The organism is Plantactinospora sp. ZYX-F-223 (assembly GCF_039649625.1).
Lineage (GTDB): Bacteria > Actinomycetota > Actinomycetes > Mycobacteriales > Micromonosporaceae > Plantactinospora.
The window spans coordinates 117,957-138,474 of sequence record NZ_JBDJAV010000014.1 but is presented as its reverse complement, the minus strand read 5'-3'; the positions used below and the strand labels follow the sequence as shown (position 1 = coordinate 138,474).

Below are 20,518 nucleotides of genomic sequence, written 5' to 3'. Positions count from 1 at the left end.
TTTCCGGTGATGGCGCCCGCTGGAGCCGGCCCGCGCCGCACCGACGATACCGGTCCGGTCGCCTTGTTCAGTCGAGGGTGAGCACCAGCTTGCCCCGGCCGTGGCCGGTCTCGACCTCGCGATGCGCCTCGGCGGCGTGCTCCAGCGGCAGCGTCCGGCGGACGTGGATCCGCAACTCGCCCCGGGTGTGCCGGTCGACGAGTTCGGCCAGCCGGCGCGCCGAGCGGAGGTTGCGGCTGAGCCGGACGCCGAGTTCCTCGGCCCGGTCGTGCTCGACCAGGGTGACGATCCGCGTCCGGTCCGGCACCAGCTCCAGACTGACCCGCAGCGCGTCGCCGCCGGCTCCGTCCAGCGCCGCGTCCACCCCGTCCGGTGCGAGCGCGCGGATCCGGTCGGCCAGGCCCGGCCCGTACGCCACCGGGGTCGCGCCGAGTGACCGCAGGTAGTCGTGGTTGCCCGGGCTGGCGGTACCGAGCACCGTCACGCCGGCCGCCACGCCGAGCTGTACCGCCGCCGTGCCGACCGCACCGGCGGCGGCGTGCACCAGCAGCGTCTCGCCGCGGGCGAGGCCCAACTCGCCGAGGGCGATGTGCGCGGTCTGCGCCCCGGCGGTGAAGCCACCGGCCACCTCCCAGGGCATGCCCGGCGGCTTGGCGGTGATCTGGTCGGCCGGGATCACCAGGTATTCGGCGTAGCAGTTGAGCTGGCCGAAGCCCAGCACCTCGGCACCGACCCGGACGCCGGTGACGTCCGGCCCGAGCTGGTCGACGATGCCGGCGAACTCGTTGCCGGGCACCCTCGGCAGGCCGCCGGTGACCCCCGGCGGCGTCCAGCCGGCCCGGACCGCGCAGTCGTACGGCTGGACGCCGGCCGCCTTCACCCGGATCCGTACCTGGCCGGGGCCGGGCACCGGAGTGGGCAGCTCCAGCAGCCGGAGCACCTCCGGACCGCCGTACTCGGTGAAACCCGCCGCTCGCATCAGACATCCTCCCCGTCGTCGTGTGGACGGGCCGAGTCTGTGCCCTCAACCTCGATTGAGGTCAAGTCGCCGGAACCGGGCCGGGCCGGCCACCCGAGGGTGACCGGCCCGGTTCCGCGGAACTGGCGGGTTGACTCAGGCGGCCAGCATCTTGCGCAGCACGTACCGCAGGATGCCGCCGTGCCGGTAGTAGTCGGCCTCGCCCGGGGTGTCGATCCGGACCACCGCGTCGAACTCGACACCGGTGTCCGTGGTCACCCGGACGGTACCCGGGATCCGCCCCTCGTTCAGCGCGGTAACCCCGCTGATCGAGAACGTCTCGGTGCCGGTCAGCCCGAGCGAGGCCGCGTCGGTGTCGGCCGGGTACTGCAACGGCAGCACGCCCATCCCGATCAGGTTCGACCGGTGGATCCGCTCGTACGACTGGGCGATCACCGCCCGCACGCCGAGCAGCATGGTGCCCTTGGCCGCCCAGTCCCGGGACGAGCCGGAGCCGTACTCCGTACCGGCCAGGATCACCAGCGGGATGCCGGCGGACTGGTACGCCACCGAGGCGTCGTAGATGGAGGTCTGCTCGCCGGTCAGGTGGTTGACCGTGAACCCGCCCTCGACACCCGGCACGAGCTGGTTGCGCAGCCGGATGTTGGCGAAGGTGCCCCGGATCATCACCTCGTGGTTGCCCCGCCGCGACCCGTACGAGTTGAACTCGTGCCGGGGTACGCCGTGGTCCGCCAGGTATTTCCCGGCGGGGGAGTCGGGCTTGATCGAGCCGGCCGGCGAGATGTGGTCGGTGGTGACCGAGTCACCGAGCTTGGCCAGCACCCGGGCGCCGGAGATGTCCACGACTGGCGCCGGCTCCCGGTCCATGCCCTCGAAGTACGGGGGCTTGCGCACGTACGTCGACTCGCCGGCCCAGGCGAAGGTGTCGCCCTCCGGGGTGGGCAGCGAGCGCCACTGCTCGTCCCCGGCGAAGACGTCGGCGTAGTCCTTGGTGAACATCTCGCTGCGCAGCGCGTTCGCGATGACCTCGTCGATCTCGGCGGCGCTGGGCCAGATGTCCCGCAGGTAGACCGGCTGGCCGTCGGCGCCGGTGTCGATCGGCTCGTTGGCCAGGTCGATGTCCATCGTGCCGGCCAGCGCGTACGCCACCACCAGCGGCGGGGACGCCAGGTAGTTCATCTTGACGTCCGGGTTGATCCGGCCCTCGAAGTTCCGGTTGCCGGACAGCACCGACACCACCGACAGGTCGTGCGAGTTGACCGCCGCCGAGACCTCCTCGGGCAGCGGGCCGGAGTTGCCGATGCAGGTGGTGCAGCCGTAGCCGACCAGGTGGAAGCCGAGCTTCTCCAGATAGGGGGTGAGGCCGGCCCGCTCGTAGTAGTCCATCACCACCTTGGAGCCGGGGGCCAGGGTGGTCTTCACCCACGGCTTGCGGGACAGTCCCCGGTCGACGGCGTTCCGGGCCAGCAGCGCGGCGCCGATCATCACCTGCGGGTTGGAGGTGTTGGTGCAGGAGGTGATCGCGGCGATCACCACCGCGCCGTGGTCGAGCTCGTATTCCACGCCGTCGTCGCCGGTGACCCGGATCGGGTTGCTGGCCCGGCCCTTCGCCCCGGTGGCGGCGGAGACCAGCTCGCGCGGCGCGTCGGCCGGGTCGTTGACGGCGTTGGCCGGCGGGTCGCTGGCCGGGAACGACTCCTCGCTCGCCTCGTCGGCGTGGCCGTGCGCGCCGACGCCGTCACCGACGTAGTCGATCAGCGCGGACCGGAACAGCGTCTTGGCGTTGCCGAGCGGCACCCGGTCCTGCGGGCGCTTCGGGCCGGCCAGCGACGGCTCGATCGTCGACAGGTCGAGTTCGAGCCGCTCGCTGTAGTCGGGCTCGGCGGCCGGGTCGTGCCACATGCCCTGTTCCTTGGCGTACGCCTCGACGAGCGCGACCTGCTGCTCCGAGCGCCCGGTGAGCCGCAGGTAGCGGACCGTCTCCTCGTCGATCGGGAAGATCGCGACGGTGGAGCCGTACTCCGGGGACATGTTGCCGATGGTGGCCCGGTTGGCCAGCGGCACCGCGCTGACGCCGGGGCCGTAGAACTCGACGAACTTGCCGACCACGCCGTGCTTGCGCAGCATCTCGGTGATGGTCAGCACCAGGTCGGTGGCGGTGGTGCCGGCCGGCGCCTCGCCGTGCAGCTTGAAGCCGACGACCCGGGGGATGAGCATGCTGACCGGCTGGCCGAGCATCGCGGCCTCGGCCTCGATGCCGCCGACGCCCCAGCCGAGCACGCCGAGCCCGTTGACCATGGTGGTGTGCGAGTCGGTGCCGACCACGGTGTCCGGGTACGCCTGGCCGTCGCGCTCCATCACCGTCCGGGCGAGGTATTCGATGTTGACCTGGTGCACGATGCCGGTGCCGGGCGGGACGACCTTGAACTCGTTGAAGGCGGTCTGGCCCCAGCGGAGGAACTGGTAGCGCTCCCTGTTGCGGCCGTACTCCAGTTCGACGTTGCGGGCGAAGGCGTCCTGCCGGCCGAAGAGGTCGGCGATCACCGAGTGGTCGATCACCAGCTCGGCCGGTGCGAGCGGGTTGACCTTGGTCGGGTCGCCGCCCAGCTCGCGCACCGCCTCCCGCATGGTGGCCAGGTCGACCACGCAGGGCACGCCGGTGAAGTCCTGCATCAGCACCCGGGCCGGGGTGAACTGGATCTCCACGCTGGGGTCGGCGGTGGGGTCCCAGTCGCCGAGCTGCCGGATGTGCTCGGCGGTGATGTTCGCGCCGTCCTCGGTGCGGAGCAGGTTCTCCAGCAGGATCTTCAGGCTGTACGGCAGGCGTTCGTGCCCGGGTACCGTGTTGATCTTGAAAATCTCGTAGCTCGCGTCTGCGACGCGCAGCTGGCTCTTCGCACCGAAGGTGTCGAGGCTCGCCACGTCGTACTCCTTCACGCTGTCTTCGTCCCGGCCCATGCCGTCGGTCTCCGGGGGCGGGTCCGGCCGGCCTCCCGGCCGGTGGGCGACCGGGCGTGGTACCGAGTCTTTCCTACCCATTACCTGGGCACCGGGCTCAGGTAACCCTTACCGACATTCGTTCGACTCAACAAAACCGTACGTCCGTCTTGCTATAAACGCAAGCCTGTCCGGATTCCGGGACGCCGAGTCCCCGGTTCAGGGCTCGACCGCGCCGAGGCCCTGCGCCCGGATCACCTCGTCGAGCTGGTAGAGCGTCCGGCTGATGCCGTTACGCGGAAAAGAGATGGTGTACGGCTCGGCCGGCTGGGGGACGAAGTCGCAGCCCTCCTCGGCCAGCACCATCACCCGGTCCGGTCAGTTGCACTGCCGACCGCCTCGGCGTGCCGTTCCCGCAACCGGTCGCGGATCTGTTCCGGTGTGTACGCCCGGCGGCGTCGCTCGGCCCGGGCCAGCACCACCCCGGTGGCGGCCACCCCGACGACACTCGCCACACCGATTACCTTCCACCAGCGCATCCGCCTAGGGTAGTCGCAGGCCCGGGGCGGACGGGCGGACCGAGGTGGGAGCGATGGCCGAGGAGCGCAGCGAACTCAGCCTCGACGAGGCGGTCGAGCTGACCCGTACCGGCGATGTGTGGGTCTTCCGGGGGCGCAGCGTGCCGGATCGGGCGATCCAGTTCACCACGAACAGTCCGGTCAACCATGTCGGAATGTCCGTGGTCATCGAGGACCTGCCGCCGTTAATGTGGCACGCCGAACTCGGCCGGTCCTTGCCGGACATGTGGTCGGGCAGCCACCACCGGGGCGTGCAACTGCACGACCTGCGCGACGCGGTCCGGATCTGGGGAGTCCGGTACGGTCAGCGCGCCTGGCTGCGGCAACTCGAACCGACGGTCGACGACGAGATGGAGAACGGGGTGCTGCGTACCATCGCCCGCCTGGACGGAACGCCGTTCCCGTCCACCGCCCAGCTCGCCTGGCGGTGGTTGCGTGGCCGGGCCCCCGCCGTGCGCCGCCGACCGAGCGACAGCACTCTGGAGACGGCCTACTGCGCCGAGGTGGTCGCGGCGACCTACCAGGCGATGGGGCTGCTCCAGGCCGGGCGCCGGCCGAGCTGGTACGACCCCGGGCGGTTCTGGAGCGGCGACGACCTCGAACTCTCCGCCGGACGGCGACTCGGCAACGAGATCGCGGTGCGGATCCCGGCACGGTGAGCGCCCCCGAACCGACCCGGCCGCGGTTGCTGGCGGCGGCGCCGTGGATCGTCGTGCTGGCCGGCGTCCTGGTCATGATCGTGCTCTTCGCGTTCGCCAGCGGATTCCTCACCGGCGACCGGCGCACCTCCGGCGCACCCGATCCGGCCTGGCCGTTCGCCCCGGGCTCGACCCCGTCGCCGGTGGACTCCGCCACCGACCCGGCGAGTCCGGGCGGTTCGCCGTCGGCCGGGCCCCGGACTCCGACGCCCACCGCGACCAGGCCGAACGGCGGCGGCAAGCCGGCGGCGTCCCGGGCCGCGCCGCCGCGTACCACACCGCCGCAGGCCCGGCCGACCAGCTCCGCGCCGAAGCCGCCCGAGCCGCTGACCGGCCGCTATCGGGTACTCGCCGAGTACCGTGACTCGTTCATCGCCGAGGTGCTGGTCCGGAACGAGGCCGGCTCGGCGCAGTCCTGGACCGTGGAGCTGCGGTTCCGCAACGAGGTCGACGACCTGTGGGGCTTCTGGGTCGAGGGTGCGCCCCGGCCGTCGGTGGACCGCGACGACGGGCGGTGGATCTTCCGGAGTGGGGCGCCGCTCCCCAGTGGACGGTCCGATCCGCTGCGGTTCCAGTTCGAGCACTGGGGTGACGGCGAGCGGCCGATCAGCTGCACGGTGAACGGTCGGGCCTGCGAGATCGACTAGCTAGGCCGCGACCTGAGCAGGTCGGCGGTCTCCTGGTGCCCGCCGCGTACCGCCCAGTCCAGCGGGGTGGCGCCGGTGCCGGAGTCCTCCCGACGCTCCGGGTCGGCGCCGTACGCCAGCAGTACGCGTACCACGTCGGCGTGTCCCCAGGCAGCCGCACCGGTCAACGGGGTGCCCTCGTCGCCCCGCCCGCTCTCGGCGTCCGGCGCCGCTCCAGCGGCCAGCAGCAGCCGTACGACCGGGGCCAGCCCCTGCACGGACGCCCGGTACAGCGGAGTGCTGCCGTCCGAGGTCGCCGCGTTCGGGTCGGCGCCGGCGGCCAGCAGCGCGGCCACCTGCGGCACGTCGTCCCGGAGCACCGCCGCCGCCAGCCGCTTGCCGAGTTTCTTGCGCCGCCGCGCCCCGAGCTTCGTCCACCGTCGTCTCCGCACCGGCCCAGGGTAGTGGCGGTGGCCGCTGCCGGGCGGAGCCCGGGGCCGGAGCGGCCCCGATGGGCGACCGGAGGGTAGCCGCTGCGCGGACTGTCGAGCTGGGTGCACGGACGGGGCGGCGCCGGGCCGAGCGCGGCGGTGCGCAGCGGGCGGTGCCGGCCAGACCCGGCCGGGTCAGCGGCCGAGGAACGTGCTGGTGGCGGCGCGGATCGCGGAGACGAAGGCGGCCGTCGCCGGATGGCTGGCGCCGCCGCGCCGGTACGCGATCCGGGTCCGTCGCCGGGTGTCCAGCGGGACCAGCCGGACCCCGACCGGTGGCTGCGCGGCGGCGAGCTGCGGGATCAGCGAGACGCCCTGCCCGGCGGCGACCAGGGCCAGCACGGTGGCGAAGTCGTCGGCGTGGTGCCGGGCCAGGGGGGTGAAGCCGGCGGCCAGGCAGACGTGCAGGGTCGCCGTGTGGCACAGGGTGCCGGGACTGGCCAGGATCCAGGCGGCGTCCCGGGTGTCCCGGAGCGGGTCGGCGGCTTCGGGGACGCTGGTGGGCACGGCGAGGAAGACCGTCTCGTCCAGCAGCGGCACCGTGTCCAGCCCGGGATCGGGCTCCACCGGTACGACGTCGTAGTCGTGCAGCAGGCCCACGTCGAGACGGCGTTCGCGCAGCCCGGCCGGCACCGCCACCGGGTCCAGTTCGGTCACCCGCAGTTCCAGCCCGGGATGCTGGTGGCCGAGTGCGACCAGAGTGGCCGGGAGCAGCGTACGGACCGCGGTGGGGAAGGCACCGATCCGCAGCGGGCCGGTCGGTCCGGTGGTGACCGCGGCGAGCGCGGCCGTGGTCTGCTCCAGCGCGGTGAGGACCGTCTCGGCGTGCCGGACCAGCACCCGGCCGGCCGTGGTGAGGGTGACCCGCCGTCCGGTGCGCTCCAGCAGCGGTACGCCCGCCTCCCGCTCCAGCACGGCCAGTTGCTGGGAGACCGCCGACGCGGTGTAGGTGTGCGCCTGCGCCACGGCCGCGATCGTGCCGAGCCGGGCGAGGTCGCAGAGCAGCCGGAGCCGACGTACGTCGAGCATCAGGAAAGCTTACGCTTCTGTTCAGAAAGCGCTGCTAGACCTTACGGGTCTGCCTGCCGGACGCTGTGGTCATGACGTTAACCGGTGTGTACGTACCGCTGATCACCCCGTTCGACGCCACCGGCGCGGTGGCGCTCGGCGCGCTCGAAGCCCTGACCCACCAGGTGCTGGCGGCCGGTGCCGGCGGCGTGGTGGCCCTGGGCACCACGGCGGAGCCGGCCTCGCTGAACGTCCGGGAGCGGCACGCCGTGGTCGACGTCATCGCCCGGGTGTGCCGGGAGCGGAACGCTCCGCTGATCGTCGGAGCCAATGCGGTGGAGGCGGTGGCGGCGCTGCCCGGCCGGGCCGAGGTGGTGGCGGCGCTGAGCGTGGTGCCGCCGTTCCTGCGCCCCGGCGAGGCGGGGGTACTCGCGCACTTCGCGGCGCTGGCCGCCGCCAGTCCGGTACCGCTGGTCGTCTACCACGTGCCGTACCGGACCGGCCAGCACCTCTCCACGGGTGCGATCCGGCGCCTGGCCGAGCTGCCCGGAGTGGCCGGGATCAAGTACTCGGTCGGCGGCATCGACAGCGGTACCGTCGAGCTGCTGGCCGAGCTGCCGCCCGACTTCGCGGTGCTGGGCGGCGACGACGCGCTGATCTCGCCATTGCTGGCGCTCGGCGCGCACGGCGGCATCCTGGCCTCGGCACACGTCGGCACCGCCGCCTTCGTGGAGCTTGCCGAGGCGTGGCGGTCCGGCGGGACCGCCCGGGCCCGGGCGCTCGGGCACCGCCTCGCCGTGCTCTCCACCGCGCTCTTCGCCGAGCCGAACCCCACAGTGATCAAGGCGGTGCTGCACGCGCAGGGCCGCATCCCGACCTCCTCGGTGCGGCTGCCGCTGGTGCCGCCCCGCCCGGAGACCGTACGAGCGGCGGTGCGGCTTGCGCACGATGATGGATGGCGGACGCTGTCGTCGCAGGTTCTCGGATAGGCCCCGGGTAACGGGGTAGCGGCGGTCCAACCAGATTCGCTGGGACTGGGCCGAGCGGCCGCGTCCGGCGAGGCGACCGGTCGGGCGGCGGCCCGGCCAGAGCCTCAGGCCGACGGGGTGACCAGGGTTTCGGCCCAGCGGCGGGCGGGCGAATCAGGCGCGGTCGCGCACCAGCGGCGGAACAGCTCCCGGCTCTCCTCCTGGCGGATTCCACCGATCAGCACCGACGGAGCCGCGAACCACGGTACGGCCGGCTCCGGCCGCCAACTCGCCGCGACCGAGGCGCCGCCGTCGCTCGGCGACTCCAGTCCGAAGTAGACCTCGTCCACGCCGAGCGCCATCGCCGTGCCCAGGCACATCACGCACGGCTCCAGGTTGACCGCCAGCCGCAGCGGAGCACGGCGTTCCCGCCAGCCCAGCCGCTCGTCGGCCTCGATCATCGCCAGCAGGTCGGCATGCACCAGCCGGCGCCGGAGGCCGCGTTCCCGGGTGAAGGCCCGTCCGACGATCTCGTCTCCCAGCACCACCACGGCGCCGATCGGCTGTTCCCCGGCCGCCAGGCCCGCTTCGGCGACCGCCAGGGCCGCCCCGACCATCTCGCTGGGATCCACCGGCCGACCCTACGACGACCGGGCTCCGGCCGACCACCTCAGCCGGAGCTCAGCGCGAGGCCGCCGACTCGGCACCGTGCACACGCTGGCGCTGACCTCGGGCGAAGGTCAGCCAGAGCCGGGCGCGGACGTCGGTCGGTTAGGTCGGCCGGAGTGGGGGTAAGCGACCGCCCGGAGACGTAGGGGTGAGCAGAGGCGACCGGGGTCGCCGGACATCGACCAGCCGGGGGGTGGCGTGCGATGTGCGCCCGTCGGATCGACGACTACGGCTATCTCGCCGACGGCCGGTCCGGTGCGTTGGTCGGCCGGGACGGGTCGGTGGACTGGTGGTGCCCGCCCCGGTTCGACGCGCCCTCGGTCTTCGCTCGCCTGCTCGACGAGAGTGGCGGGCACTGGTGGATCCGCCCGGCAGGCGAGTACCGGGTCGAGCGGAGCTACCTGCAGGACACGCTGGTGCTGCGTACGGTCTTCAACACCGAGGAGGGGTCGGTGGCGGTCACCGATGCCCTGACCCTGGGCCGCGGCCGGGGGCACGACATCGGCCGCAGCCCGCCCGGTCTGCTCCTGCGGCTGGTGGAAGGGCTCGCCGGGGAGGTGCCGATGGTGATGTCCTACGCACCCCACTTCGAGTACGGCCGCGTGCGCGCCTACCTCGAGCCGCGCGGTCAGACCGTGATCGGGACCGCCACCGGCGCCACTCTCGGGATGACCGCGAGCGTGCCGGTGGACTGCCAGGAGACGACGGCCTCCTCGTCGTTCACCATCGGACCGGGCCAGCGGGAGAGCTTCTCGCTGGCCTACTGGTCGAGCTACCGGGAGGACGCACCGGTACCTCCCGACGTGCCGGCGGTGCTGTCCGACACCGTCGAGGGTTGGCGCTCCTGGATGGCGGAGCACGACTACCAAGGGGAGCATTCGGAGTTGGTACGGCGTAGCACGTTGCTGCTGATGGGGTTGACCTACCAGCCCAGCGGCGGTGTCGTCGCGGCGGCCACCACCTCTGTGCCGGTGCGGCCGGAGGGTCACGACAACTACGACTACCGCTACGTGTGGCTGCGCGACTTCAGTCTCACCCTGCGCATGCTCTCCGTCGCGGCCTGCCCGAAGGAGGCGGACAGGCTGTTCTGCTGGTTGGCCGAGTCGATCGGCGACGCGCACGTGGCGCCGGTACCGATCATGTTTGGCGTGGAGGGAGAGCGTGATCTGGCCGAACGTGAGCTCGGGATGTTGGGCGAGCCGGGCGAGAACGATCCGGTGCTGCTCGGCAACGACGCCTGGCACCAGCGCCAGCAGGACGTACTCGGCCAGGTGCTGGACGCCGCGTGGTTGCTGCGCAAGCGCCTCGACCCCATGCCCAAGCCGGTACGGCGGATGCTGCGGACCATGGCCCAGCGCGCGGTCGAGACGTGGCGGCTGCCGGATTCGGGCATGTGGGAACTGCGGGGCGAGGAACGGCACTACCTCACGGCCAAGTTGGGATGTTGGATTGCACTGGACCGGGCCGTACGGTTCGACGCCATGCTGGGCGAGGCGGCCGAGGTGGCGCGGTGGGCGGCCGTCCGCGACGAGATCCGGGAGGCGATCCTGCGGTACGGCTGGAACCCCGGCGTCGGTGCCTTCACCGACGCCTTCGGGTCGGACCGGCTGGACGCCTCGGTTCTCGTCCTTCCCCTGGTCGGGTTCATCTCCGCGACCGATCCGCGGATGCGCGCGACGATCGAGCGGATCGAACGGGAGTTGACCACCGACGGGTTGGTCCGGCGCTGGTCCGACGACTCCGCCGGCTTCGTCATCTGCTCGTTCTGGTTGGTGGGTTGTCTCGCGCTCCTGGGTGAACAGGATCGGGCCGACGCGCTCTTCGCGGGGTTGGTGGCCCGGGCCAACGACCTCGGCATCTTCGCCGAGCAGATCGACCTGCGTACCGGCGAGCAACTGGGCAACTTTCCGCAGGCGTTCTCGCACATCGGGCTGATCTCGGCAGCCTGGCGGCTCACCTCGGCCAAGACGGGGCGGCCCACGCCGATCACCACGGTGTTCTGACGTGCCCGGTCCTCACCGCCAGGCGGTCGTCGTCCGTGGCGGGTCGGCGGTGCCGCCGGTCAGCGACTCCAGCTTCTCGGCGATCCGGCGTCCCGCGGACCCCTGCAACTCCTCGTAGACCCGGCTTCCCCAGGACTGGCCCGGCCCGATGTTGATGACGTGCAGTGCCGCGTACCGCCCGGCGGCGCCGAACGAGCAGAGCAGCCTCACCTGTCGCAGGTCGACCACGAAGCCGTCCAGCTCGACGCTCGCGACGAAGCCGATCGCGGTGCGACCGTCCTGCGAGGTCGGCGGGGTGTACGTGCGTATCCGGAGTACCACCAGGTAGGGCGTGTCGAGGGCGCGGTCCAGTGTGGCCCGCAGCTCGCGGTCGTCGCCCTCGTCCCAGTAGTACGGCTGCGGCCAGAGTTCGAAGTGGTTCTCGCCCAGCGGGCCGCGCGGCCCGGTCCAGTGCAGGGCGTCGAGCAGCAGCGTGTCGCCGTACTGGAAGCTGCGGTCCCAGTGCAGCCGGGTGTCCGGTTCGGTCAGGGACCGCTCCACGAAGACCTCGGCGGTGTTCCCGTTCTGCTCCTCGTCCCCGGTCCGGTAGGTGAACGCCGGATCCAGCGGGCCCGGGACCTGACAGGAATCCCGGCCCACCTTGCCGGTTGGCAGCACCGACCGGACCTGGCCGAGCCTGCGCCGTAGCTCCTCGAACCGGGGCTGGTAGGCGCGCAGGGTCTCCGCCTGGGACGGCCGCTTCTCCTCGTCCCGCGAGTCGCAGCCGAGCAGCGTGGCACAGGCGGCCAGCGCCGGCAGCACGACCAGGGCCGTCCACTTCCGGGCGCGCATCTCGACCCTTCCCGCCGGAATCTCCTCGGGTGGAAGCTCGACCGCGCCGCCACCGAGCGTTCCGACATATCTTGATCAATGGTGCCACAGCAGGCGGTCAGCACGGTTCAGACCTGGGCGGTCGGCAGGGTGCTGATGTGCTCCAGCACCGAGCGGAGGATCGCGTACGACTCGTCGTCGTCCTCGGTCCCGGTGTGCGGGGCCCGGAACCGGCTCGTCTCCTCGGCGACGTCGGCAAGATGCCACCAGCCGCGATACAGCTCCAGCATCTCCGCCAGCGGCGCCACACCGGTGGCCTCGGCATAGCCGTCGAGCACCGAGCCGTCACCGGGCTCTATCAGCCAGAGGTCGCGCTCGGGCGGCGCGATCCGCACGGTGTCCCAGTCGATCAGCCGCCAACCGTCGGCGGTCCGCATGGTGTTGCCGGGATGCGGCTCACCGTGGGTGAGGACCATCCGGGCCGGTCGGGCCCGCGCCACCAGCACGAGTTCGGCGTGCCGGGCGAGCAGCCGGCGTACCGGTGCCGCGTGCCGGGCGAGCAGCCGGGCGGCGAGCCGGGCGTACGGGCCGGTGTCGGGGACGCGCCCGGTGCCGGCCAGGCCGACCTCCAACTCGTCCCGGTGCGGGATGGCGAAGTCGTCGACCGGGGCATGGTCGCGGGCCGCCGCCGGCGCCGCGTGCACGGCGATCACCCGATCGAGTACGCCCCGGCGGTGCGCCGGGGAGGCCCACTCGGCCCACCGGAAGCTCTCCCCGTCGACGTACGGATAGACCGCCACGCCGAACCGGTCGCCCGTGCGGACCAGTGGCTCGCCGCCCCGGGTCGGAATCGGGGCCACCACGAACCCGCAGCCGTGCCCCTGGAGCCGCCGGGCGGTGCCGAGCGCGGCCCGCAACCGGGCGTACGCCGCGTCCAGCGGGTCGGTCAGGCTGAGCCGCTTGGTGGTCAGGTCGTCGACGGAGACGAACCACCGGCCGCCCTCAATGCCGACGACCTCCCAGTGGTGGCTGCCCCGGCCCACCGCGCGGTATTCGAGCGAGGCGACCCCGAGCTCCCACTCCCGGACCAGCGCCGACCGGAGCACGTCCTCGGGAAGATCGTCCGGTGGCGTCAGCACCTCTCCACCCTGTTACCCGGCCAGTACGCCGGGCAACCGGTTTTCCCCACCGGGTCTACCCGGGCAGGAGGGTCACCCATCCCGGCGTACCCGGGGAGGTCAGGAACCGGCGACCACCTGGACGATGCCCGCGGCGCTGAACGAGCCACCGGGCTCGTCCGCCGACCAGACCAGGCTGTAGTAGCCGGGTCCGGCGTCGGCGGGAATCTGAAGGACGCTGGTCGGTTCTTCTCCCGCCGCCCCGGTCGGCCGGACCGGTGGGGCCGCCACCGTGACGTCTCCGGTGGCCTCCCGGGTGTCCGGAGCGGCCTTGAGCGCGGACACGTCCGGATACGGGCCCACCAGCCGCGCGTTGAGTTCCACCTGCGGCGGGCCGCTCGGCGTGCCGATCGTCCGGACCGTCCATCGCAACGTGACCGTGTCGCCGGTCCGGTACGCCGTCTCCGGTGCGCGGTCCGCGCAGCACGAGTACTGCCGACCCGGCGTCACCCCGGGGCCGCCCTGGCATGCGGTGGTGACGGACAGCCCGAGCAGGGCGGCGAGCGCGAGGCGCACCGGTCTCATGGCGGCAGGCTACCGATTCCGCGCCACCGCCGAGGTCCCACCCTGCCGCTCCTGAGCCGGCCGAACCGCGCTGCCCCGTCCCCCGCCACCGGAGGGCACCGGCGGCGCAGAACGGGGCGTCGGACACGGGCTGCGACGGAGCGCTCAGCCCGCCGCGCCGGGGGCGGTCAGCCGGTCGCCTCGATCTTCAGCAGGTCGACCTGGCCGAACGCGTCCAGTTCGACGTTGCTGACCCGGGCCGAGTGGCCGAAGTTGTTCTGGCCGAACCGGAGCGGGATCACCGGCATCTCCCGGGCCAGGATCTGCTCCGCCTCCTGGTACTTCTTGATCGCCTCCTCCTGGTTCGGCGCCCGCTCGCCTTCGGCGACCAGCCGGTCGAACTCGGCGTTGCTGAAGCCGTAGTAGTTCGACGACCCGTCGGTGGTGTAGAGCGGCCCGAGGTAGTTCTGCATCGACGGGTAGTCCATCGACCAGGCCATCCGGAACATCCCGACCGGGGTCTTCGCCTCCACCTTGTTCAGCAGGTCGGCGAAGCGTGCCTCCGGGGTACTGGTGCAGTCCACCCCGAGGTTGTTGGAGAGCTGGTTGCAGGTGGCCTCGATCCACTCCTTGTGGCCGCCGTCGCCGTTGTAGGAGATCTGCAACTTCGCCGGCCCGCCGGCCGCCTGGTAGTCGGCCTTCGCCCGGGCCGGATCGAACCGGCACGCCTCGCCGCAGGTGTCCGGTCGGGCACCGGCGACCAGTGGGGAGACGAAGGAGCGTGCCGAGGTCTGCGAGTCCTTGAAGACCGTCTTCACCAGCTCGTCCCGGTCGATCGCCATCGAGATCGCCCTGCGTACCTCCGCCCTGGCGAACTCGGGCTGGAAGGTGGGGAAGGCGAGGAACTGGAACGACGACAGCGGGCTCTTCTTGAACCGGTCGCCCAGGTCGCCCGGCGCGGTGCTCAGCGCCTCAATCGGCACCTGCCGGGTCACGTCGTTGTTTCCGGCGAGCAGGTCGGCGTAGTCGGCGGTCAGTACCTGGTAGATCTGGAAGACCACGCCGCCGACCTTCGGCTTGGGGCCGGGGTGGGCGTCGTACCGCTCGACCTCGATCCGGCTGTCGTGCTGCCAGGTGCCCTTCATCTTGAACGGGCCGTTGCCGATCGGAGCGTCCTCGAAGCCCTCCTTCAGCACCCCGTCCGAGGCCCAGGCGGCGTTCGGCAGCGGCGCGAAGACGTGGTAGCCGAGCACCGACTCGAACTCCGCGAACGACCCGGAGAGGGTGATGGTGAAGGTGAGGTCGTCGACCTTCTTCAGGCCGGTCAGCTTCCGGGCCTTCGGCTCCGGAGCCTTCTGTGGGCCGTCGCCGTCCGGGTCCGTCGACTGGAGATCCTCGTACCCCTCGATCTGGCCGAAGAAGTACGCCCCGCCCTTGGCGTTCGGCCCGTATGCCGCGTGGTTCCAGGCGTTGATGTAGCTGTCGGCGGTGACCGCCTCGCCGTTGTGGAAGGTGTACCCGCCCTTCAGCTTCACCGTCCACAGTTTGTTGTCGGTCGACGCGATCGACTCGGCCGCCACCTCGAACGGCTTCTTGTTCTCGTCGAACTCGACCAGTGGGGTGTAGAGGGCGGCCAGCACCTGCGCCCCGGCGCTCTCGGTGGTGTCCGACGGGAGCAGGTGCTGCGGCTCGGCGATCCCGATCCGGACCACGGCGTCGGCGTCCGGGGTGCTCGAGTCCTCGCCGTCGCCACTGCACCCCGTCGCGGCGAGTACGACGGCCAGCGCCGCCGCGCTCCAGGTCATCCGTCTGGACACCGGCATCAGGACTCCTTCGCATCGGTGCCGCACCGGCAGCCCGGGGCGGCGGGACCTCGCCGGGCGCGACGGTCGTCCGTCCGGCCGGACCGGGCCATCACCGGCCGGCTCCTGCCTCCCAGTTACGAGCCGATCAGCCCGTCCGGGCAATGCTTTTGACTGGGTCCAAACCGTCCAGAGAGCCGACAACTGGGCGGCGGGGTGATCGCGTCTCGTGAGCAGACAACAGTCGGGCGGTGCGGCTCGGCCGAGGCGTGGAGGTGGTGATGATCCGGATCTGGTTGGGCCCCGAGGACATCGCCCGGACCCGGATCGCACCCGCGCCCCTCCCGCTGTACGAGGTCGTCGTCAGCCTCGCCGGGGCGCCGGCCGACGGCACGGCCGATCCGGTGGCCGGACCGGAACTCGCCGGCTGGCTGCGCGAGCTGGGCGAGTCGACCGGTGCCGGTCCGGGTGGCCGGCGCAGGCCGACGCCGGCCCCGGACGGCCGGGCCGGTTCGGCCGACCTGCTCGCCCCGCTCTCCGAGGACCGGACCCTGGAGGGCGCGCTCGCCTGGCTGCTCACCACCTCGGTACGCCGGGCCCGGAGCCTTGCTGCGGCGGTGCGCGGCTACTACGACCGCCGGGTCGCCGCCGAACTGGCGACCTGGGAGTCGGTTGTCCGGCTCGACGTCAACGAGCGCAGCCGTGCCCTGGCCACCGGCGGGGTGGAGGCCCTGCTGGCGATGTTCGACCCGTGGGCGGCGTGGCGTAACCCGGTGCTCTCGGTGAGCTCCGCCGTCGACCTGGACCTGCGGCCGAACGGCGCCGGCCTGCTGCTGGTGCCGTCGGTCTTCGCCCGGAAGCTCTGGGTCGGCGGTCAACCGGACTCGGTCGTGCTGGCCTATCCGGTACGCCGGCCCCGCACCCCGGGCGGTCGTGCCCCCGGGCACCGGCCGGTTCCGGTGTACGCGCTCGGCGCCGCCGCGGCCACCGGCGATCCGCTGACCGCGCTGCTCGGGCGCTCCCGGGCGGCGGTGCTCCGGGCCGCCCTGGTCGGGGCGAACACCACCGACCTGGCCCGCCGGGCCGGCATCAGTACCCCGTCCGCGTCGCAGCATGCCAGCGTGCTCCGCGACGCCGGGCTGCTGCGCACCACCCGGCACGGCAAGGCCGCCCACCACACACTCACCCCGCTGGCCCGCGCCCTGCTCACCGGCAACGACGCCGTCAGTCGCCGGTGACGGACCTCGCCGTCCATCGGTCAGCGGCGGCGGGCGCCGGCCGGCCAGAGCACGGTCACCGGGAGGTTCCGGGACTGCGCCGCCCGGACCACGTCTGCGGTGTCCCCGACGTCCGCCGAGGGGTTGCCGTCCCAGACCGCGAAGAGCCGCTCGCACCGGCGCAGCATCTCCAGGCTCGCCGCCAGGTACGCCTCCCGCCCGGAGCGCGGAAACGGCATGTACGACACCGAGGTGGCCCGGCACAGCAGCTCGTCGAAGGCGGACAGGTTGTGCGCCCGCACCGCCCGCTGCCGGTAGTCCCGAGCCGGGATCACCGCCTCGTAGCTCCCGCCGCTGGCCAGTACCGCCCGGGCGAAGAGTTGATCGGCGCCGTCGGCGAGGCAGGTGATGCCGTGCAGCTCCGGCCCGGCGTACGGGCGAAGCTCCTCGGTCAGCCGGGCGTAGACCAGCTCCGCCGTGCCGTCGGCGAGCACTACGTGCCCGGTGACACCGATGCGGGCCATCCAGCACCGTCCGTTCGTGGTTACGCGTGCCCGACGCGGACGATCCGAAAGCCCGCGTCGGCCAGGATGACCGGGAGTTCCCGGACCGCTTCGTGGTTACGCTCCCGGAGATCTTCCCGTAGATCCTCCCAGGGGCTCAACGCCGGATGCAGTCGTCGCTCGTCGTCGCGGTGTGGCGCGTACCGCCACCCGCTCGCCACCTGCTCCGCCAGCCAGCGCTGGTGCTCCAGGACGGCCAGCCGTTCGATCTCCGGCTCCTCCAGGGCGTGTTCGTCGCCGGGCCCGACCCGGGGCGACAGGGCGCAGCCCAACTCGCGCAGTTTCCGGCCGATGTCCTTGGCCTGGGCCCGGTTGGCCCGGCGCAGCGACTCCGGCAACTCCTCCCAGGGCACCAGCGCGGGATTGCTGCCGGGCCGATCACCGTGCCGGCGCCGGGCCACCACGTAACTCTCGTGGATCACCCGGGCCAGCCGTTCGACCAGGTCGTCCCCGATCAGCGCCGGGTCGCAGGCCGCGTGCACCACGCCGTAGAGCCGGAGTGCGCCGGAGAGGTCGTCGAGGACGCCGAGGCCGTGCCCGCTGCCGAACGCCTCCCGCAGGTTGGCCAGCCGGTCCAGCCGGACCACCATCGAGCCGGGCCCGCCGTGCCAGAGCTGCTCGGCGGTGAGCGCGGTCTTCAGCGCCCGTTCCTCGTCGTCGTAGCAGATGAAGACCCGGTCCGGCGGGAGCGGGAAGCCGGCCCGGGGAAGCTGGCCGAGCAGCTCGGTGAGCCCGCCGTCGAGCGGGATGATCCGGCAGACCCGGGACAGGAACGGATAGCGGTGGGTGAGTTGGGCCGCCGCCTCGGTCGCCGCCTCGTCGACCAGGACCAGCGGAACCAGCCGGGCGCCGTGCGGGTCGCGTACCCGCCACCGCCGGGCCAGCTCGACGAGCACCGCCCGGCCGAACGCGGTGGCGCCGAGCACCACCACCCGGGGCGGCCGGCCGTCCACCGCGATCAGCGGGTCCTCGGCGAGGAGCTTCCGGGCGGCCAGGTCGTCGATGTTGAAGAAGTCCAGCCGGGCGCCGGGGTGCCGGGCCAGCCCCAGGTGCCGGGCCTGGAGGGCGAGACAGAGTTCGGGGTCGGCGACCTGGGCGTACACGGCCAGCGGGGACCGGCCGTGCCGGGCGGCGGCCAGCCCGATCGCGGCGTTGGTCGCGCTGTCGTCGGTGCAGGCGTAGACCGCTTTGGCCCGCCCGATGCCGGCGCCGCGCAGTACGTTCGGATCGCGGGCGGCCCGGGCCACCCGGCCGGTGCCGGACGGTGTCGTGTCGTCGGAGCGGACTGCCACCACCCGGTGCCCGGCGGCCTGGAGCCGGCGGGTCAGGGTGTCCGCCACCAGGCCGTCGCCGCAGACGATGACGTGCCCCCGGGCGTTGCGGTCACGCAGCCGGCGCAGCTCGGTGGCGAAGAGCAGCCGACAGGCCTCCACCACGGCGTACGCGGTGACGGCCGGTGCCGCGAACCGGGCGAAGTCCAGCAGCGGCGGAAACGGCCCACCCTCGTCCAGCGGCGGAGAGCCGAGCACGAAGAGCTGTAGGTCGTAGTAGATCAGGTCGTACGGGTTGTCGCCGTACCCGCCGATCCGGTTGATGTGCTGATAGAGCCCGATGTAGCCACAGACGAAGGCGACCACCCCGGCGAGCGCGAACACCAGTCTGAGCACACTCTTGGTCGGTGCGCGGGGCGGCTCGCCGAGGCTGTTTCCGGGCACCACACCTCTCCTGCTATCCGGTGCGGGACGCAGCGCCATCGTACCGTCGAGGTTTGCCCGCAGCGAACGTGAAACGATCGAGGCATTTCTTCGCACCGGCGCGTCGCCGGCCGGCGAGGTGCCCGACCGGCGACGCGAGCGGGGCCGGGGTCAGCCCGGCAGCCGGAATCCGGCGGCGCGCTGGGCCGCCAGCCACGACTCCACCTCGTCGGCCCGCCGGGGCAGCCCGGCCGAGAGGTTGACCGCGCCGTCCGCCGTCACCAGTACGTCGTCCTCGATCCGGATGCCGATCCCGCGCAGCTCCGCAGGGACCAGGTCGTCCTCGGGCTGGAAGTAGAGCCCGGGCTCGACGGTCAGCACGTACCCCTCGCCGAGGGTGCCGTCCCGGTAGCTCTCCTTGCGCGCGTTGGCGCAGTCGTGCACGTCGAGCCCGAGCATGTGCCCGAAGCCGTGCAGCGTCCACCGGCGGTAGACCATCGACGTCTCGTCCATCGCCTCGTCCACGCTGACCGGCAGCAGGCCCAGCTCGGCGAGCCCCTCGGCGAGCACCCGCATGCAGGTCCGGTGCACGTCCTTGAAGCTCACCCCGGGCCGGATGACGTCGATCCCGGCCTGCTGGGATGCGTACACGATGTCGTAGACCTGGCGTTGCAGCGGGGAGAAGGTGCCGGAGACCGGCAGCACCCGGGTCACGTCCGCGGTGTAGAGGTGCCGCCCCTCCACGCCCATGTCCATCAGCAGCAGCTCACCCGGGCGGGTGATGCCGGTGTTGTGGATCCAGTGCAGGATCGTGGCGTGCTCGCCGGAGCCGACGATCGAGTTGTAGCCGACGTCGTAGCCGTCGTGCCGGGCCCGCAGCCCGAAGACCCCCTCCAGCAGCCGCTCGCTGACCGGTCGGTCGGCCGGCAGCACCCGGGCCACGTCCTCGAAGCCGCGTACGGTGGCGTCGATCGCCTCCTGGAGTTGGGCGATCTCCCACTCGTCCTTGACCAGCTTCTGCTCGCTCAGCAGCGCGGCCAGCTCGCGGTCCCGGCCCAGCGGGGGCTCGGAGTCCTCGGCCGCTGCGCTCTTCGGCGGCTCGTACGGCCGCACCGCGCCGTCCACCGCCGGGTCCAGCCCGCGCAGCACCCGGGTCCGCCCGGGAGCGCAGTCGGCCAGCGCCGCCGGCAGGTCGGACAGGGGCGCGGTCTCGATGCCCAGCTCGGTCGACTTCTCGGCCAGGGTGTGCCGGCGGCCGACCCAGAGTTCGCCGTCCCGGCTGCGGAAGAACTCGTCGCTCTCCCGGGACGACCGGGGGCGCATGTAGAGCACGGCGTCGTGGCCGGAGCCGTTCGGCCGCATCACCAGCACGCTGCCCGGATCGTGGTCGCCGGTCAGATAGACGAAGTCGCTGCCGGGGCGGAACCGGTAGGCGGTGTCGTTGGCGCGTACCTTCTCCGGGCCGGTCGGGATGACCAGGGTCTCGCCGGGGAGCGCGGCCGAGAGCGCCGCCCGCCGCTTGGCGTGGTTGGGCACCTCGGGGCGGGGACCGACCGGCAGGGTACTGTCCCGCCAGCCCTGCCGCATGAACTCGAGGAACTTCTCCGGAAAGTCCGGGTCGTGTGACTCGGTCCGGGTCCCGTCCACCTCGGCCGGCTCCGCCGTGATGTCGGTGCGCTCGTCTGACATCGCCGCTCCTCCCTCGTCCGGCCCGTTCCGGGCGAGGCGTGATCGGCGCGCGGCCGGGGGATCGATCCGACTCCCCGCCGGCCGGCGACCCGGTCCCTCGTCCG

The 20,518-nt window shown here is 72.5% G+C and carries 19 protein-coding genes; 5 read left to right on the top strand and 14 right to left on the bottom strand.

Going from position 1 to position 20,518, the window contains the following annotated elements; all coding sequences use genetic code 11:
* Positions 1-67: 67 nt before the first annotated feature.
* The 4 genes from AAH979_RS16390 to AAH979_RS16375 all read right to left on the bottom strand — a co-directional run bounded on the left by AAH979_RS16390 (position 68) and on the right by AAH979_RS16375 (position 4,455).
* Positions 68-979: an NADP-dependent oxidoreductase gene (locus AAH979_RS16390; protein ID WP_346258959.1), complete on the bottom strand. Its 912-nt coding sequence runs from the start codon at positions 977-979 to the stop codon at positions 68-70.
* Positions 980-1,114: 135 nt separating this feature from the next.
* Entirely contained in the window at positions 1,115-3,916 is a 2,802-nt protein-coding gene (locus AAH979_RS16385; RefSeq protein WP_346259015.1) for an aconitate hydratase, read from the bottom strand.
* A 219-nt stretch (positions 3,917-4,135) separates the two neighbouring features.
* A complete protein-coding gene (locus AAH979_RS16380; RefSeq protein ID WP_346258958.1) occupies positions 4,136-4,282 on the bottom strand; it encodes a hypothetical protein in 147 nt (48 codons plus the stop codon).
* Positions 4,282-4,455, bottom strand: a complete 174-nt coding sequence (locus tag AAH979_RS16375) for a hypothetical protein (protein WP_346258957.1) — start codon at positions 4,453-4,455, stop codon at positions 4,282-4,284. The genes AAH979_RS16380 and AAH979_RS16375 overlap by 1 nt, the downstream gene beginning before the upstream one ends.
* 53 nt (positions 4,456-4,508) lie before the next feature.
* Between AAH979_RS16375 and AAH979_RS16370 the strand changes: the two genes are divergently transcribed.
* Together AAH979_RS16370 and AAH979_RS16365 are read left to right on the top strand one after the other, a co-directional pair.
* Positions 4,509-5,153: a hypothetical protein gene (locus AAH979_RS16370; RefSeq protein ID WP_346258956.1), complete on the top strand. Its 645-nt coding sequence runs from the start codon at positions 4,509-4,511 to the stop codon at positions 5,151-5,153.
* Positions 5,150-5,839, top strand: coding sequence for a cellulose-binding protein (locus AAH979_RS16365; protein ID WP_346258955.1), 690 nt, complete (start codon positions 5,150-5,152; stop codon positions 5,837-5,839). The genes AAH979_RS16370 and AAH979_RS16365 overlap by 4 nt, the downstream gene beginning before the upstream one ends.
* Here the strand turns inward: AAH979_RS16365 and AAH979_RS16360 are convergent.
* Positions 5,836-6,270, bottom strand: a complete 435-nt coding sequence (locus AAH979_RS16360) for an ankyrin repeat domain-containing protein (protein ID WP_346258954.1) — start codon at positions 6,268-6,270, stop codon at positions 5,836-5,838. The two genes, AAH979_RS16365 and AAH979_RS16360, sit on opposite strands and share 4 nt — an antisense overlap.
* Positions 6,271-6,444: 174 nt before the next feature.
* Entirely contained in the window at positions 6,445-7,338 is an 894-nt protein-coding gene (locus AAH979_RS16355; RefSeq protein WP_346258953.1) for a LysR family transcriptional regulator, read from the bottom strand.
* Positions 7,339-7,409: 71 nt separating this feature from the next.
* Between AAH979_RS16355 and AAH979_RS16350 the strand changes: the two genes are divergently transcribed.
* Entirely contained in the window at positions 7,410-8,306 is an 897-nt protein-coding gene (locus AAH979_RS16350) for a dihydrodipicolinate synthase family protein (RefSeq protein WP_346258952.1), read from the top strand.
* A 104-nt stretch (positions 8,307-8,410) separates the two neighbouring features.
* Here the strand turns inward: AAH979_RS16350 and AAH979_RS16345 are convergent, their stop codons facing one another.
* Positions 8,411-8,917, bottom strand: coding sequence for a deaminase (locus AAH979_RS16345; RefSeq protein ID WP_346258951.1), 507 nt, complete (start codon positions 8,915-8,917; stop codon positions 8,411-8,413).
* Between the two features lie 240 nt (positions 8,918-9,157).
* On the opposite strand from AAH979_RS16345, the gene AAH979_RS16340 reads away from it, so the two are divergent.
* Positions 9,158-10,957, top strand: a complete 1,800-nt coding sequence (locus AAH979_RS16340) for a glycoside hydrolase family 15 protein (protein WP_346258950.1) — start codon at positions 9,158-9,160, stop codon at positions 10,955-10,957.
* A gap of 12 nt (positions 10,958-10,969) precedes the next feature.
* On the opposite strand, the gene AAH979_RS16335 is transcribed toward AAH979_RS16340, so the two are convergent.
* From AAH979_RS16335 to AAH979_RS16320, 4 genes are all read right to left on the bottom strand, one after another.
* Positions 10,970-11,788: a hypothetical protein gene (locus tag AAH979_RS16335; protein WP_346258949.1), complete on the bottom strand. Its 819-nt coding sequence runs from the start codon at positions 11,786-11,788 to the stop codon at positions 10,970-10,972.
* Between the two features lie 107 nt (positions 11,789-11,895).
* Positions 11,896-12,906, bottom strand: coding sequence for a phosphotransferase (locus tag AAH979_RS16330; RefSeq protein WP_346258948.1), 1,011 nt, complete (start codon positions 12,904-12,906; stop codon positions 11,896-11,898).
* 99 nt (positions 12,907-13,005) lie between these two features.
* Positions 13,006-13,470 carry a hypothetical protein gene (locus tag AAH979_RS16325; RefSeq protein ID WP_346258947.1) on the bottom strand — a complete coding sequence of 155 codons (465 nt, stop codon included), beginning with the start codon at positions 13,468-13,470 and terminating at the stop codon, positions 13,006-13,008.
* A gap of 167 nt (positions 13,471-13,637) precedes the next feature.
* Entirely contained in the window at positions 13,638-15,272 is a 1,635-nt protein-coding gene (locus AAH979_RS16320; RefSeq protein ID WP_346258946.1) for an ABC transporter substrate-binding protein, read from the bottom strand.
* Between the two features lie 230 nt (positions 15,273-15,502).
* Between AAH979_RS16320 and AAH979_RS16315 the strand changes: the two genes are divergently transcribed.
* Positions 15,503-16,489, top strand: coding sequence for a winged helix-turn-helix domain-containing protein (locus AAH979_RS16315; protein ID WP_346258945.1), 987 nt, complete (start codon positions 15,503-15,505; stop codon positions 16,487-16,489).
* Positions 16,490-16,509: 20 nt separating this feature from the next.
* Here the strand turns inward: AAH979_RS16315 and AAH979_RS16310 are convergent, their stop codons facing one another.
* From AAH979_RS16310 to AAH979_RS16300, 3 genes are all read right to left on the bottom strand, one after another.
* The gene (locus AAH979_RS16310) at positions 16,510-16,992 is read right to left on the bottom strand and encodes a hypothetical protein (protein WP_346258944.1); all 483 of its coding nucleotides are present in this window, start codon (positions 16,990-16,992) and stop codon (positions 16,510-16,512) included.
* Positions 16,993-17,012: 20 nt separating this feature from the next.
* Positions 17,013-18,746, bottom strand: a complete 1,734-nt coding sequence (locus AAH979_RS16305; RefSeq protein WP_346258943.1) for a RyR domain-containing protein — start codon at positions 18,744-18,746, stop codon at positions 17,013-17,015.
* A 150-nt stretch (positions 18,747-18,896) separates the two neighbouring features.
* Entirely contained in the window at positions 18,897-20,414 is a 1,518-nt protein-coding gene (locus tag AAH979_RS16300; RefSeq protein ID WP_346258942.1) for an aminopeptidase P family protein, read from the bottom strand.
* Positions 20,415-20,518: the final 104 nt, after the last annotated feature.